This window comes from Pseudomonas kilonensis, assembly GCF_001269885.1.
Classification (GTDB): domain Bacteria; phylum Pseudomonadota; class Gammaproteobacteria; order Pseudomonadales; family Pseudomonadaceae; genus Aquipseudomonas; species Aquipseudomonas kilonensis.
Map to the genome: position 1 here is coordinate 40,618 of NZ_LHVH01000022.1, position 14,734 is coordinate 55,351.

At 62.1% G+C, this 14,734-nt stretch carries 10 protein-coding genes; 9 read left to right on the top strand and 1 reads right to left on the bottom strand.

The window, feature by feature from the left end; all coding sequences use genetic code 11:
* Positions 1–120 precede the first annotated feature (120 nt).
* From AD662_RS14580 to AD662_RS14600, 5 genes are all read left to right on the top strand, one after another.
* A complete protein-coding gene (locus AD662_RS14580) occupies positions 121–558 on the top strand; it encodes an AprI/Inh family metalloprotease inhibitor (RefSeq protein WP_408003939.1) in 438 nt (145 codons plus the stop codon).
* 136 nt (positions 559–694) lie between these two features.
* Positions 695–2,494 carry a type I secretion system permease/ATPase gene (locus AD662_RS14585; RefSeq protein WP_053188248.1) on the top strand — a complete coding sequence of 600 codons (1,800 nt, stop codon included), beginning with the start codon at positions 695–697 and terminating at the stop codon, positions 2,492–2,494.
* Entirely contained in the window at positions 2,491–3,825 is a 1,335-nt protein-coding gene (locus AD662_RS14590) for an HlyD family type I secretion periplasmic adaptor subunit (protein ID WP_033062424.1), read from the top strand. Before AD662_RS14585 ends, AD662_RS14590 begins: the two co-directional genes overlap by 4 nt.
* 14 nt (positions 3,826–3,839) lie before the next feature.
* Positions 3,840–5,189 carry a TolC family outer membrane protein gene (locus tag AD662_RS14595; RefSeq protein WP_053188632.1) on the top strand — a complete coding sequence of 450 codons (1,350 nt, stop codon included), beginning with the start codon at positions 3,840–3,842 and terminating at the stop codon, positions 5,187–5,189.
* A 55-nt stretch (positions 5,190–5,244) separates the two neighbouring features.
* Positions 5,245–7,098, top strand: coding sequence for a polyurethane esterase (locus tag AD662_RS14600; RefSeq protein WP_053188251.1), 1,854 nt, complete (start codon positions 5,245–5,247; stop codon positions 7,096–7,098).
* Between the two features lie 263 nt (positions 7,099–7,361).
* Here AD662_RS14600 and AD662_RS14605 read toward each other — a convergent pair whose 3' ends face one another.
* Positions 7,362–7,586 carry a YgdI/YgdR family lipoprotein gene (locus tag AD662_RS14605; protein WP_014338391.1) on the bottom strand — a complete coding sequence of 75 codons (225 nt, stop codon included), beginning with the start codon at positions 7,584–7,586 and terminating at the stop codon, positions 7,362–7,364.
* 222 nt (positions 7,587–7,808) lie between these two features.
* Here AD662_RS14605 and AD662_RS14610 point away from each other — a divergent pair, with 222 nt between their 5' ends.
* The 4 genes from AD662_RS14610 (at position 7,809) to AD662_RS14625 (ending at position 14,729) form a co-directional block, all read left to right on the top strand.
* Positions 7,809–9,587, top strand: coding sequence for a VRR-NUC domain-containing protein (locus AD662_RS14610; RefSeq protein ID WP_053188254.1), 1,779 nt, complete (start codon positions 7,809–7,811; stop codon positions 9,585–9,587).
* Positions 9,584–11,926, top strand: a complete 2,343-nt coding sequence (locus AD662_RS14615; RefSeq protein ID WP_053188255.1) for an ATP-dependent DNA helicase — start codon at positions 9,584–9,586, stop codon at positions 11,924–11,926. The genes AD662_RS14610 and AD662_RS14615 overlap by 4 nt, the downstream gene beginning before the upstream one ends.
* A 142-nt stretch (positions 11,927–12,068) precedes the next feature.
* Entirely contained in the window at positions 12,069–13,997 is a 1,929-nt protein-coding gene (locus tag AD662_RS14620) for a hybrid sensor histidine kinase/response regulator (protein ID WP_053188258.1), read from the top strand.
* Between the two features lie 195 nt (positions 13,998–14,192).
* Positions 14,193–14,729 (top strand): hypothetical protein, encoded by a 537-nt coding sequence (locus tag AD662_RS14625; RefSeq protein ID WP_014338386.1) that lies wholly within the window; start codon positions 14,193–14,195, stop codon positions 14,727–14,729.
* The last annotated feature ends 5 nt before the right edge of the window (positions 14,730–14,734 follow it).

The window sequence follows — 14,734 nt, forward strand, 5'->3', positions numbered from 1 at the left end:
TAAACCCTGTAGGAGCTGTCGAGCGGAGCGAGGCTGCGATCTTTCCCCAGGCACCTGAGTCTCAAGCGAAAAGATCGCAGCCTCGCGTTGCTCGACAGCTCCTACAGGACCCCGGCCAGGATGGAAAAAATGCGTAGGAAATTCATGCCCCGTAGCGCTCAGGCAACCGCCGGGTTGCTCGCTACACTGATGATGTTTTGTGGAGAAGTCGCCATGGCGCGCAGCCTGTTGTTAGCAGAACCCTCGCAGTTGGCCGGTCAGTGGCTGGCCGTTTTGTCGAGCCCGCAGGACACCGCGCAAAGCCAGGCGATGCAGGACAAACCGTCCAACACTTGCCTTGTCGAGCTCAAGGCGGACCAGACCCTCGGTGGGCAGACCGAATGCCTGGGTCGCTGGCTGGGGGATGAACCGGTCCATTGGTTTACCGAACCCGATGGTCTTTCCCTCATTGGCAGGCAGAACTCTAGAGTGCATCTGGGGATGCGCCAAGAACATCATTATCAAGTCACTTTGAAGTCCGGCCTAATACTCAGGCTTGAGCGCCCGATCGAGCATTAACAAATTATTACATTTGTTCCGGAACAAGGCGCGTATGTTCAATCAGGCGTGCGCATCGGCCGGGGCCGATTTAATAATTAAAGATTGGTAGTGCATAACAGCCGTATATCCGGCGAAGCCAACAGCAGGAAGAGTCATGACTAAGAGCCGGGGCGCTGTCGCCGTGCCGCTGTTTAAAGCGCTGGGCGCTTATAAAAACATTCTGATCAGTGTCGGTTGTTTTACTGCGTTGATTAACGTCTTGATGCTTGCGCCTTCGATATACATGCTCCAAGTGTATGACCGCGGGTTGTCATCCCAAAACGAAACCACGCTGGCGATGTTGTCATTGATGGTCGTCGGTTTCTTCGTATTCATCGGGCTGCTGGAAATGGTCCGCAGCTTCGTGGTCATCCGCATCGGCAGCCAGTTGGAGAGACGCTTCAATCTCCAGGTGTACCAGGCCGCGTTCGAGCGCAACCTGCGCCAGGGAGAAGGCAACGCCGGGCAATCCCTGGGCGACCTCACGCATATTCGCCAATTCCTCACCGGGCCGGCGCTGTTCGCTTTCTTCGACGCGCCGTGGTTTCCCATCTATCTGCTGGTGATCTACCTGTTCAACGTGTGGCTCGGCGTGTTTGCCTCCGTCGGCACGCTGCTGCTGATCGGCCTGGCCTGCCTGAACGAGGCCATGACCAAAAAAGCCTTGGGGCAGGCCAGCGTCTACTCGCAACAGTCCAGCCAACTGGCTACCAGCCATTTGCACAACGCCGAGACGATCCAGGCCATGGGCATGCTCGGCGCGCTGCGCAGCCGCTGGTTTGCCGTGCACTCGCGGTTTCTCGGCTTGCAGAACCAGGCCAGCGACACCGGCGCGGTCATCAGCTCCCTGAGCAAGACCCTGCGCCTGTGCCTGCAATCGCTGGTGCTGGGCTTGGGCGCACTGCTGGTGATCAAGGGCGACATGACCGCCGGGATGATGATTGCCGGCTCGATCCTGATGGGACGGGTATTGAGCCCCATCGACCAGTTGATCGCCGTGTGGAAGCAATGGAGCGGCGCCAAGCTGGCTTACCGGCGTCTCGACGCGCTGTTGCAGGCGTTTGCGCCCCAGGATGACGGCATGACGCTGCCAGCGCCCAAGGGCCAGGTGAGCTTCGAACAAGTGAGCGCGGGACCACCAGGGCAACGCAGCGCGACGCTGCAGCAGGTCAGCTTCAGCTTGGCTGCCGGGGAAGTGCTCGGTGTGCTGGGGGCTTCCGGTTCCGGCAAGTCGACCCTGGCCCGAGTCCTGGTGGGGGTGTGGCCGACCCTCGCGGGTACGGTGCGCCTCGACGGGGCCGACATTCATCGCTGGAATCGCGAGCAACTTGGCCCGCACGTTGGTTATCTGCCCCAGGACATCGAGCTGTTCAGCGGCAGCATTGCCGAGAACATCGCCCGGTTTCGCCAAGCCGATCCGCAAAAAGTCGTCGCCGCCGCGCAGCAGGCCGGGGTCCATGAGCTGATCCTGCGCCTGCCCCAAGGCTATGACACGGTGCTGGGGGAGGACGGCGGTGGTTTGTCCGGCGGGCAGAAACAACGGGTTGCGCTGGCCCGGGCGATGTACGACCGGCCGAGCCTGGTGGTGCTCGACGAACCCAACTCCAACCTCGACACGGTTGGCGAAGCGGCGCTCGCCAGTGCCATCGCGCAGATGAAGGCCCAGGGCAGCAGTGTCGTGCTGGTCACCCATCGCTCCTCGGCACTGGCCCAGGCCGACAAGTTACTGGTGCTCGACGAAGGCCGGCTACAAGCCTTCGGCCCAAGCCAGCAAGTGCTGCGGGCGCTGTCCGGCCAGTCGGGCTCACAGGACAACGCGCCGCGCAGCTCACCGCCGAACAGTCCCCAGGCGGCCCCCAACGGACTGAGCATGAGTCGCCAGTACCAGGTCGCCAGCAAACCCGCCGGTGCATGAGCAAGGAGCGCGACATGAATCTCGAACATTCTCAGGACGTTGAGCAGCCGGAGCGCGATGCCCGTTTCTTCACCCGCATGGGCTGGGCATTGGCGCTCATTGGCGCGGGCAGTTTTTTCACCTGGGCCAGCCTCGCGCCGCTGGACCAAGGCATCCCCGTGCAAGGCACCGTGGTGGTTTCAGGCAAGCGCAAGGCGGTGCAATCGATGAGCGCCGGCGTGGTCAGCCGGATCCTGGTGCGCGAAGGCGAAGCGGTGAAGCAGGGCCAGCCGCTGTTTCGCCTGGACCAGACCCAGGCCGCCGCCGATGTGCAATCGCTGCAGGCGCAGTACCGAATGACCTGGGCGAGCCTGGCGCGCTGGCAAAGCGAGCGGGACAACCTGTTGCAGGTGAGTTTTCCGGCTGAGCTGAGTCGCGATCCCGATCCACGCCTGGCCCTGGTGCTTGAAGGCCAGCGGCAACTGTTCAGCAGCCGCCGCGAAGCCTTCGCCCGGGAGCAGGCGGCGTTGCGCGCCAGCATCGAGGGCGCCGCGGCGCAATTGGCGGGCATGCGCCGGGCCCGCAGCGACCTGACCGCCCAGGCCGAATCCCTGCGCCTGCAACTGGGCAACCTGCAACCCTTGGCCGACAACGGCTACATCCCGCGCAACCGCCTGCTGGACTATCAACGCCAACTGTCGCAAGTACAGCAGGAACTGGCGCAGAACAGCGGCGAAAGCGGGCGGGTGGAGCAGGGGATCGTCGAGTCGCGGCTGAAGCTGCAGCAGCATCACGAGGAATACCAGAAAGAAGTGCGTAGCCAGTTGGCCGACGCCCAGCTCAAGAGTGAAACCCTGCAACAGCAACTGAAATCCGCCGGCTTCGAGCTGCAACACAGCGAAATCCTCGCCACCGCCGACGGCATCGCCGTCAACCTGGGGGTGCACACCGAGGGCGCGGTGGTGCGCCAGGGCGACACCTTGCTGGAAATCGTCCCCCAGGGCACGCGGTTGGAAGTGGAAGGGCATTTGCCGGTGCACCTGATCGACAAGGTCGGCCCGCATTTGCCGGTGGACATCCTGTTTACCGCCTTCAACCAGAACCGCACGCCGAGGGTGCCGGGGGAAGTCAGCTTGATTTCTGCCGACCAGATGCTCGATGAGAAGACCGGCGCGCCGTATTACGTCCTGCGCAGCAGCGTCAGCGACGTGGCGATGGACAAGCTCAACGGCCTGGTGATCAAGCCCGGCATGCCGGCCGAGATGTTCGTGCGCACGGGCGAGCGCTCATTGCTCAACTACCTGTTCAAACCGCTGCTCGACCGAGCCGGCTCTGCGTTGACCGAAGAATAAGGATGTCCGACGCGATGAAGCGTTTCTATTGGCTGGCCGTGCTGGCCGTTTCCGTGTGCAACAACGCCTGGGCCATGGGGCCCTTCGAGTTCTACGAGCAGGCCCTGCGCAATGACCCGGTCTACCTGGGCGCGATCAAGGCGCGCGATGCGGGCCTGGAGAACCGCGCCATTGGCCGCGCCGGGCTGTTGCCGCACCTGGGCTACAGCTACAACAAGGGCCGCAACCAATCCAAGGTCACGTACCTCAATGACCGTGGCGCCAGCCAGCATGACGATCGCAACTACAGCAGCTACGGCTCCAGCCTGACGCTGCAACAACCGCTGCTGGACTACGAGGCTTACGCCGCCTATCGAAAGGGCGTCGCCCAGGCGTTGTTCGCTGACGAAAGTTTTCGTGGCAAGAGCCAGGAGTTGTTGGTGCGGGTGCTGAGTCATTACACCCAGGCGTTGTTCGCCCAGGACCAGATCGACATTGCCCAGGCCAAGAAAAAGGCGTTCGAGCAGCAGTTCCAGCAGAACGAGCATCTGTTTCGCCAGGGCGAAGGGACGCGCACCGATATCCTCGAGGCGCAGGCGCGCTATGAACTGGCAATCGCCGAAGAGATCGAGGCGCGCGATGAGCAGGACGCCGCCTTGCGTGAGCTGGGCTCGCTGATTGGCGTTCCGGCCCTGGATATCGGCGACCTGGCGCCGCTGCACGACACCTTCCAAACCTTTGCCTTGCAGCCGGCCAGTTTCGACACCTGGCACGAGCTGGCGGTGAGCAATAACCCCAACCTGGCGTCCCAGCGCCAAGCCGTGGACGTGGCGCGTTTCGAGGTGGAGCGCAACCGCGCCGGGCACCTGCCCAAGGTCAGTGCCTACGCAACGATGCGCCAGAACGAATCGGAAAGTGGCAACACCTATAACCAACGCTACGACACCAACACCATCGGCCTGGAAGTCAGTGTGCCGCTGTACGCCGGTGGTGGGGTCTCGGCGTCGACCCGCCAGGCCAACCGCCATATGGAACAGGCCGAATACGAGCTGGATGCCAAGACCCGCGAGACGCTGATCGAACTGCGCCGCCAGTTCAGCGCTTGCGTGTCGGGGGTGAACAAACTGCGGGCTTATCAGAAGGCCCTGAGCTCCGCCGAAGCGCTGGTGGTCTCGACCCGGCAAAGCATCCTTGGCGGCGAGCGGGTCAACCTCGATGCGCTCAATGCCGAGCAACAGCTCTACACCACCCGCCGCGACCTGGCCCAGGCCCGTTACGACTACCTCATGGCCTGGACCAAGCTGCATTACTACGCCGGCACCCTCGGCCCGCAGGACCTGGCGAAGGTGGATGAGGCGTTTGTGTCCCGGGCAGGTATTCAATGACCGCGCGGATGCCGTTGTGGCGAGGGGATTCCAACAACAAAAGAGGGCAACAACCATGGGTATCTACGACTACAAGAACCTCGGCACCGTCGAATCCAAGGCTCTGGTCAGCGACGCAATGGCGATCATGCAGTATTCCTACCACAACCTCGACAACGGTTTTGCCGCCGGGTACCAGCACAACGGCTTCGGTGCCGGGCTGCCGGCGACCCTGGTCACCGCGGTGCTGGGGAGCACCGATTCCCAAGGGGTGATTCCCGGCGTGCCGTGGAACCCCGACTCGGAAAAACTGGCCCTGGAGGCGGTGCAGAAGGCTGGCTGGACACCCATCAGCGCCACGCAACTGGGCTACGCCGGCAAGGTGGATGATCGCGGGACATTTTTTGGTGAAAAAGCCGGCTACACCACCGCGCAGGTCGAGATCCTCGGCAAGTACGACGCCGTGGGGCACTTGCAGGAAATCGGTGTGTCGTTTCGCGGCACCAGCGGGCCTCGGGAAAACCTGATTGGCGATTCCATCGGTGACGTGATCAACGACCTGATGGCCGCGCTGGGGCCCAAGGGCTACGCGAAAAACTACGCCGGCGAAGCCTTTGGCAACCTGCTGGGGGACGTCGCGAAGTTTGCCCAGGCCCATGGCCTGACGGGCAGCGACGTGCTGGTCAGCGGCCACAGCCTGGGCGGGTTGGCGGTCAACAGCCTGGCGGACTTGAGCGCCAGCCAATGGTCGGGGTTCTACGCCGATGCCAACTACATCGCCTACGCCTCGCCAACCCAGAGCAGTACCGACAAGGTCTTGAACATCGGTTACGAGAACGATCCGGTGTTCCGCGCCCTGGACGGCTCGACGTTCAACCTCGCGTCGCTGGGCGTGCACGATGGGCAACAGGAATCGGCCACCAACAACATCGTCAGCTTCAATGACCACTACGCTTCGACGGCATGGAACGTGTTGCCGTTTTCCATCCTCAACATCCCCACCTGGATTTCCCACCTGCCTACCGGCTATGGCGATGGCATGGGCCGGATCATGGGGTCGGCGTTCTACGACCTCACCGAAAAAGACTCCACCATCATCGTCGCCAACCTGTCTGACCCTGCGCGCGCCAATACCTGGGTGCAGGACCTCAATCGCAATGCCGAAACCCACACCGGCAGCACGTTCATCATCGGCAGCGACAGCAATGACCTGATCCAGGGCGGCCAGGGCAACGACTACCTGGAGGGCCGCGCGGGCAATGACACCTTTCGCGATGGCGGTGGCTACAACGTGATATTGGGTGGGCAGGGCAACAACAGCCTGCAACTGCAGCAGTCGGTGAAGGATTTCAGTTTCGCCCACGACGGGGCCGGAACGCTGTATATGCGCGACGCCCATGGCGTGATCAGCATCACCCGCGACATTGGCACCTTGGTCAGTAAGGAGCCTGGGTTGTTCTGGGGGCTGCTCAAGGATGAGGTGAGCCACAGTGTCACCGCCAATGGCCTGGTGGCCGGCGCCAACCTGACGGCGTATGCCTCCTCGATCAAGGGCAGCGCGGCCAACGACACCCTGGTGGCGGGGGCGAAGGGGGACTGGCTGTTCGGCCAGGACGGCAACGATGTGTTGGTGGGCGGCGCGGGTAACGACACCTTTGTCGGTGGGGCGGGCAATGACCAGATGCAAGCGGGGGGCGGCAGTGACACCTTCCTCTTCAACGGCACCTTCGGCCAGGACCGGATCAGCGGCTACGACGCGGGGGACAAGCTGGTGTTCCTCGGCGTGCCGGGCGCCGGGGCAGGTGATGACTACAGCCAGTACCTGTCACAAGTGGGCAATGACACGCTGCTCAAGGTCGGCGACAGTTCCGTGACGCTGGTGGGCGTTGGACTCGCTCAGGTGGGCGGCGAGGGGATTGTGTTCGCCTGATATCGCTATCGCGAGCAGGCTCGCTCCCACAGTGGAACTCGGGTGTATGCAGTATTTGTATTCACCATCGAATCTCTGTGGGAGCGGGCTTGCTCGCGAAAGCGGTGGGTCAGCTTGCATTGATGTTGAATGTACAGGCCCCTTCGCGAGCAAGCCCGCTCCCACAGTAGTTCAAAGGTGTATGCAGGATTTGTGTTCACCACCAAACCTTTGTGGGAGCGAGCCTGCTCGCGATGGCGGTGCTGCAGGCGAATCACTGGTAGTCAGTCTTCCTTGCGAATGGTTGCCACATCATCGGCGCGGACCCGGACTTTCCTCCCGGAAATATCCTCGAACTCGTAGAAACCATCGACGGTGCGAGTATTGGGGGTGTCCTTGGTCAAATACTGGGTACCGTTCTGCAAGGTCACTACAGTGGGCGACGCGCAGCCAGCCAGCGCCAGAAATGCCACGGCGACCATGGGCAGGCCCAGAAACCTGATGTTCATAACCATAACCTCTCAATCAAAAGGACACGGAGCAACTGATTCGACCGCGCCATCACATTAGCTAACCGCCATTGGTCTCGCTTGCCGTAGGAAAGTTCATCGCTAGCTGAAGGATTTCACCTTAAATATAGGAGACCGTTCATCTTTTGCTGTTGCCTGGCTGGTTTACAGCTGTTATCTGTATGCATAACCAGTATCCCGATTCCCTTGGCGTTTCTTTCCGTGGCAGCCCGTTCTCTCGACGATCCGTTTTACTACCTGAACAACTTCCAGCAGGTGCTCGCTTGGTTGACGCAGCGGTATGCCGATGTGCTCAGCACTGAAGAGCAGCGCTTCATCGAGCACTTCGCCGCGCTGCCGCGTGGCGCCCAGGGCTTGCTGGTGCGGATGGTGATGCGCAAGGGGCTACGGTTTCGTCATAGCAAGCTGCATTACCCGGAAATTGGCGACATCGGCGCCGCCGTCGCGCCACTGCTGGCGCTGGGGTGGGTCGAGGAGCAGGCCCCCATCGGGCTCGTCGAGCTGTTCGAGGTGCTGCTCAAGCCGGAAATCCTCCTGTGCCTGGGCCATCTGATCGAACACCCCAAGGCGAAAAAGACCGAATGGCTCCAGGCCTTGGACGAACGCCTCAACCAGCCCCAGCCGTTCGATGTCTGGTGCCCGCAGCTTGCCGACCGGCTGTACAGCCTGACGATCATGAATCTGTGCGACCGGCTGCGGTTGATGTTCTTCGGCAACCTTTACCAGGATTGGTCGGAGTTTGTCCTGGCGGACCTGGGCATCTTCACCTACGAAACCGTCGAGTTCAGCGCCGAGTCACGGGGCTTGCGCAGCCGCGAAGACGTCGATGCCTGCGTGTTCCTGCACGACTGCCAGCAACGCTTCGAAGCCGGCGAGCCCCTGGAAGAGATCGTCGCCCAGGTCAACGAGCTGTCCCTGGACAGTCCGTGGCTGGAGCGGCGCCGGGCCAAGTTGTTGTTCCTGATCGGCCAGCACGGCGAACGCATCGGCGACTTGGCCTTGGCCTTGGGCATCTATCGCGATTGCACCTACCCGGGCGCGCGGTTGCGGATGGTCCGGGTACTGGAGCGCATCGGCGAATACACCCTGGCCCTCGAACTGGGCGAGGCGGCGGCGCAGGCACCGCAAAGTGCCGCCGAAACCCAGGCCTTGCTGCGGATCGTGCCCCGTCTGCGGCGCAAGTTGGGCGGCCCGCCAGTGCCACGGGCCATGGCCCGGGAAGTGGAACGCCTGGAGCTGCACCTGCCGCGCGTCGATCCGGCCTTATCGGTGGAGTACCACGTCCAGGCCCACCTGCACGACGAAACCGCGCCAGTGCATTACGTCGAGAACAGCCTGATCAATTCGCTGTTCGGCCTGCTGTGCTGGCCGGCGATTTTCGCGCCGTTGCCGGGCGCGTTTTTCCACCCGTTCCAGCGCGGGCCGGTGGACCTGCTCAACGAGGATTTCCACGCCCGTCGCGCCGAGCTGTTCGCCGCTTGCCTGGCAGAGTTGGACGATGGCCGCTATCGGCAGACCATCGGCCGTCGCTACGCCGAAAAATGGGGTGTGCAGTCGCCTTTCGTATTCTGGGGCGCGCTGTCCGAGCCCTTGCTGGAACAAGCCCTCGATTGCCTGCCGGCCGCGCATCTCAAGCACTGGTTTGACCGTCTGCTGCTGGACATCAAGGCCAATCGCGCCGGCATGCCGGACCTGATCCAGTTCTGGCCGCAGCACAAGACCTACCGCATGATCGAAGTCAAAGGCCCCGGTGATCGCCTGCAAGACAACCAACTGCGCTGGCTGGAGTTCTGCCATGAACACCAGATGCCCGTTGCCGTTTGTTATGTGCAATGGGCAGAGTCAGCCATCGCGAGCGAGCTCGCTCCCACAGTGGGCGAGCCACTACAGAACACCTGTGTAAGTGAGCTTGCTCCCACAGGGGATGAGTCACCACAGATCACCTGTGGGAGCGAGCTTGCTCGCGATGGGGGCGCATGACCCCGGCACCCAGCTACAGCATCGCCGTACGGGCGTTGTGTGAGTTCACCGCCAAGGTGGGTGATCTTGACCTGCGCTTCACGCCGTCGCCCACGGCCCTGGAAGGCATTGCTGGCCATCGTACCGTCGCCTCGCGGCGCAGAGAGGGTTATCAGGCCGAGGTGGCCCTCGAAGGTCATTACCAGGCCCTGACAGTGAAAGGCCGGGCCGATGGTTACGACCCGGCCCGCCAGTGCCTTGACGAAGTGAAAACCTACCGCGGCGACCTGAGCAAACAACCGGCCAACCATCGCCAGCTGCATTGGGCCCAGGCGAAAATCTATGGCTGGCTGATGTGCCAGAAACTGCAGTTGCCGCACATCGACGTGGCCCTGGTGTATTTCGACATCGTCAGCGAAAAGGAAACCCGCATCACCCAACGTTTCGAAGCGGCGCAGTTGCAAGCCTTCTTCGAAGCGCAATGCGCGTTGTTCCTGGCCTGGGCCGAACAGGAAATGGCCCATCGACAGGCGCGCAACCTCGGCGCGCAATCGCTGGTATTTCCCCATGCGGGTTTCAGGCCGGGGCAACGGCACTTGGCCGAATCAGTGTTCAAGGCCGTCAGCACTGGCCGCTGCCTGATGGCCCAGGCGCCCACGGGCATCGGCAAGACCGTTGGTACGCTGTTCCCGCTGCTCAAGGCCCTGGCACCGCAGCAACTGGACAAGGTGTACTTCCTCACGGCCAAAACCCCGGGGCGCAAGCTGGCCCTGGATGCGGCGCGCGTGATCACCCGCAGCGCACCGTCGATGCCATTGCGGGTGCTGGAAATGATCGCCCGGGACAAGGCCTGCGAACACCCGGACAAAGCCTGCCATGGCGAATCCTGCCCGCTGGCCCGTGGTTTCTACGACCGTTTGCCGGACGCCCGGGCGGCGGCGAGCCAGGTCACCTTGCTCGACCAGGCGGCGTTGCGCGAGATTGCGCTGGCCCACGAGGTCTGCCCGTATTACCTCAGCCAGGAAATGGCCCGCTGGGCCGACGTGGTGGTGGCCGACTACAACTATTACTTCGACTTCAGCGCGTTGCTCTTCGGCCTGGCCCAGGCCAACGGCTGGACTGTCGCGACCTTGGTGGATGAAGCCCATAACCTGGTGGAGCGCGGGCGGCAGATGTATAGCGCGACCCTCGACCAGGCCACGTTGAGCAGCGTACGCAAAACCGCCCCCGAACCACTGAAGAAATCCCTGGATAGGGTCAATCGCCAGTGGAACGCCTTGCACACGTCCCAGGTGGCGGCCTATCAGGCCTATGAAAAACTGCCGGAAAAACTGCTCCAGGCCCTGGCCACCTGTACCACGGCTATCGGCGATTACCTCAACGATCACCCCCAAGGCCTGGACAGTGGATTGCAGGCGTTTTACTTCGACGCGTTGCAGTTTGGCCGGGTGGCGGAAACCTTCGACGAGCACTTTCTGTTCGACATCCACAAGCGCGAGCTTGGCCGCCAGCGCAGCCTGTCTACGCTGTGCCTGCGCAACGTGGTGCCGGCCGCGTTCCTGCGGCCCAGGCTGACCGCCGCGCGCAGCACCGTGCTGTTCTCGGCGACCCTGAGCCCTCGGCATTACTACGCAGACTTGTTGGGGACGCCGGGCGACACGGTGTGGATCGACGTGGAATCGCCGTTCAAGGCCGAACAACTGGACGTGCAGGTGGTCAGCCGCATTTCCACCCGTTTTGCCCATCGCCAGGCGTCCCTGGAGCCGATTGCCGCGTTGATGGCTCGCCAGTTCCGCGAGCGCCCAGGCAATTACCTGGCTTTTTTCAGCAGCTTCGATTACTTGCAGCAAGTGGCTGGGCTGTTTGCCGAGCGGTACCCGCAAATTGCGCTCTGGACGCAATCGCGCGGCATGGGCGAAGCCCCCCGGCAGGCGTTTCTCGAGCGGTTCATGGAGCACAGCCAAGGCATTGGCTTTGCGGTGCTGGGCGGTGCGTTCGGCGAGGGCATCGATTTGCCGGGTTCACGCCTGATCGGCGCGTTCATCGCTACCCTGGGGCTGGCGCAGTTCAACCCGGTCAATGAGCAGATGAAACAACGCATGGCCGCGATTTTCGGTGATGGCTACGACTACACGTACCTGTATCCCGGCCTGCAAAAAGTCGTGCAGGCGGCCGGTCGCGTGATCCGCACCCAGCAGGATCGCGGGGTGGTGATGCTGATCGACGACCGATTTGGCGAGGCGAGGGTGCAGCACTTGTTGCCGCGCTGGTGGTCTGTCACTCAGGAAACACACAAATTTCCCTGTGGGAGCGGGCTTGCTCGCGAATGCGTCGGTGCATCCGGCATCAATGTGGACTGACCCACCGCTTTCGCGAGCAAGCCCGCTCCCACAAACGAAGTAGGCTGGACATCGGCTTACACCTTGCCAGCGCTCAATAATTTTTCCTGGCACCAGACTTGTTCCATACTCCGAAAAAAGTCCATACGGATGCCCCGGCCAGATGCTTGAGAACGCCCCCAAGATCCCACTCATGAACGAGGAACAGCGCTTTCGCCTGCTCATCGACGCGGTGGTCGACTACGCCATCTACATGACCGACCCATCGGGCATCATCACCAGTTGGAACTCCGGCGCCAGGCGTTTCAAGGGCTACGAGGAAGCCGAGATCCTCGGCCAGCATTTCTCCCGTTTCTACACCGATCAGGATCGCGCCGCGGGCCTGCCGCAACGGGCGCTGGACACGGCCGTGCATGAGGGGCGCTTTGAAGGCGAGGGTTGGCGGGTGCGCAAGGACGGCACGCTGTTCTGGTCCCATGTGGTGATCGATCCGATCATCGACAGCCAGAGCGGCACCTTGCTTGGTTTCGCCAAGATCACCCGCGACCTGACCGATCGCAAAATGGCCGAGGAAACCCTCAAGCAAAGCGAGCAGCAGTTCCGCCTGTTGGTGCAAAGCGTCACCGATTACGCCATCTACATGCTTGACCCGCAAGGCCAGGTCACCAACTGGAACCTGGGGGCGCAGCGGATCAAGGGTTATCTTCCGGCGGAAGCCATCGGCCAGCATTTCTCGATGTTCTACACCCCTGAAGATCGCGATACCGGCGAACCACAACGCGCGTTGAGCATCGCCGCCAGCGAAGGGCGTTTCGAGAAGAAGGGCTGGCGCATGCGCAAGGATGGCACGCGCTTCATGGCCCACGTCGTCATTGACGCGATCCGCAGCGACACTGGCATGCTGTTGGGCTTTGCCAAGATCACCCGCGACATTACCGATGTCACCCAGGCCCAGCAGGCCCTCGAGCAGGCCCGTGAGGCACTGTTCCAATCTCAGAAACTGCAAGCCATTGGCCAGCTCACCGGCGGCATCGCCCATGATTTCAATAACCTGTTGACGGTCATCCTTGGCAATCTGGAGATCGTGCGCAAGCGCATGCCCAACGAGCCGAAACTCACTCAGTTGCTGGACAACGCGACCCAGGGCGCGCTGCGCGGTGTTTCGCTGACCCAACGCATGCTGGCGTTTGCCCGTCGGCAGAAGCTGACCTACGAATCGGTCGAGCTGTCGGCCCTGGTGAAGGGTATCAGCGGCCTGCTGCAAAGCTCCCTGGGCCCGTCGATACACGTCCAGACCCGTTTCGCCGAGGCACTGTCGCCGGTGCTGGCCGATGTCAACCAGCTGGAACTGGCGATTCTCAACCTGGCGACCAATGCCCGGGACGCCATGCCCCATGGCGGCCAGCTCATGATTACCGCCGATGAGCGGCAAGGGTCTGATGCGGCCCCGGACAAGCCGATGGCCCCCGGGCGCTACATTTGCCTGGCGATTACCGATGAAGGCGAGGGCATGGATGAAGCCACGCTGGCCTCGGCCGTGGACCCGTTCTTCACCACCAAGGGGGTCGGCAAGGGCACGGGCCTTGGGTTGTCCATGGTGCATGGACTGGCGGAGCAGCTGGGTGGCCGCTTGATGCTCAGCAGCCAGAAAGGTGTCGGTACCACCGCGCAGTTGTGGCTACCCGTGGCCGACAACCCGGCACCGGGCAAAGCGTCGATCCAGGAAACAACGCCGCCAGTTGACGAGTTGAAAGTGCTGGTGGTCGACGATGACAGCCTGGTGCTCACCAGCACGCGCCTGCTCATCGAAGACCTCGGGCACCGGGTCCTTAGCGCGCCATCGGGCGCCCAGGCACTGGAGCTGTATGAGATCAACCCGGACATTGACCTGGTAATCACCGACATGGCCATGCCGCAGATGGACGGTGCGCAGTTGGCGAAACTGTTGCGCGACCGCCAACCGACCCTGCCTATCATCCTGGCCACCGGTTATGCCGAACGCCTGGAAGGTTTCGCCACGCAATTGCCTCGGTTGATCAAGCCGTTCAAGCAGATAGACCTGGTGCAGATCATTGGGCAGACGATGAAATAGTCAGGAATGCAATGTTTTCCCCCGTGGCGAGGGAGCTTGCTCCCGCTCGACCGGGTTGGCGCACCAGTGCGAAGCGCTCGCGACATGGGCGCGTTTCCTCGAAGGTCTGATGCGCCTGCGATCCATTGGCTTGAACTTGCCGCGCGCCGGGTTCTTCTAATGAGTCCGAATCATCACCAAGGCACCGCCTGCGCAATGCCCAGAATACTCACCGGGCCAACCCCGGAAGAAGAACTGACGGAACACAACGCCAAACTGTTCGGCTCGCCCAAGGAACGACTGGATTTCTATCGCCGGGAAATCCAGTACGAAACCAGCATCCTGGCCAACCGAACCGATGCTTACCTCGCCGCCCAATCCTTCCTGGTGATTGCTTTTGCTTCGTGCATGGCCAACCTGAACCCGGAGTGGGGCAAGTTGTTCACGTTGATCGTGCCGCCATTCCTGGCCTTGCTGGGCTTCTTGAGCTCGCTCAATGCCTGGCCGGGCATTCGAGCGGCCTACGAGATCATCGATCACTGGCATTTCAAACAGAGCGAGTTATTGCGCGCCGAACCCTTGATGGGCCTGGCCTACGACGAGTCACCGCTGTTCAGCGAACGGGAGTCGACGCACAAGGGCTACCGTAAATCGTTGCTGTTCTCGGTGCGTACGCCATGGATCTTCGCCACCTTCTGGGTGTTGCTGGGGGTGTATTCGGTCTATATCCAGATGGGCGATCCTGGTGGTTGAGACGC

Coding starts and splice junctions, on each gene's coding strand:
- AD662_RS14580 (WP_408003939.1), top strand. CDS start 121: ATGGAAAAAATGCGTAGGAAATTCATGCCCCGTAGCGCTCAGGCAACC.
- AD662_RS14585 (WP_053188248.1), top strand. CDS start 695: ATGACTAAGAGCCGGGGCGCTGTCGCCGTGCCGCTGTTTAAAGCGCTG.
- AD662_RS14590 (WP_033062424.1), top strand. CDS start 2,491: ATGAGCAAGGAGCGCGACATGAATCTCGAACATTCTCAGGACGTTGAG.
- AD662_RS14595 (WP_053188632.1), top strand. CDS start 3,840: ATGAAGCGTTTCTATTGGCTGGCCGTGCTGGCCGTTTCCGTGTGCAAC.
- AD662_RS14600 (WP_053188251.1), top strand. CDS start 5,245: ATGGGTATCTACGACTACAAGAACCTCGGCACCGTCGAATCCAAGGCT.
- AD662_RS14605 (WP_014338391.1), bottom strand. CDS start 7,586: ATGAACATCAGGTTTCTGGGCCTGCCCATGGTCGCCGTGGCATTTCTG.
- AD662_RS14615 (WP_053188255.1), top strand. CDS start 9,584: ATGACCCCGGCACCCAGCTACAGCATCGCCGTACGGGCGTTGTGTGAG.
- AD662_RS14620 (WP_053188258.1), top strand. CDS start 12,069: ATGCTTGAGAACGCCCCCAAGATCCCACTCATGAACGAGGAACAGCGC.
- AD662_RS14625 (WP_014338386.1), top strand. CDS start 14,193: ATGCCCAGAATACTCACCGGGCCAACCCCGGAAGAAGAACTGACGGAA.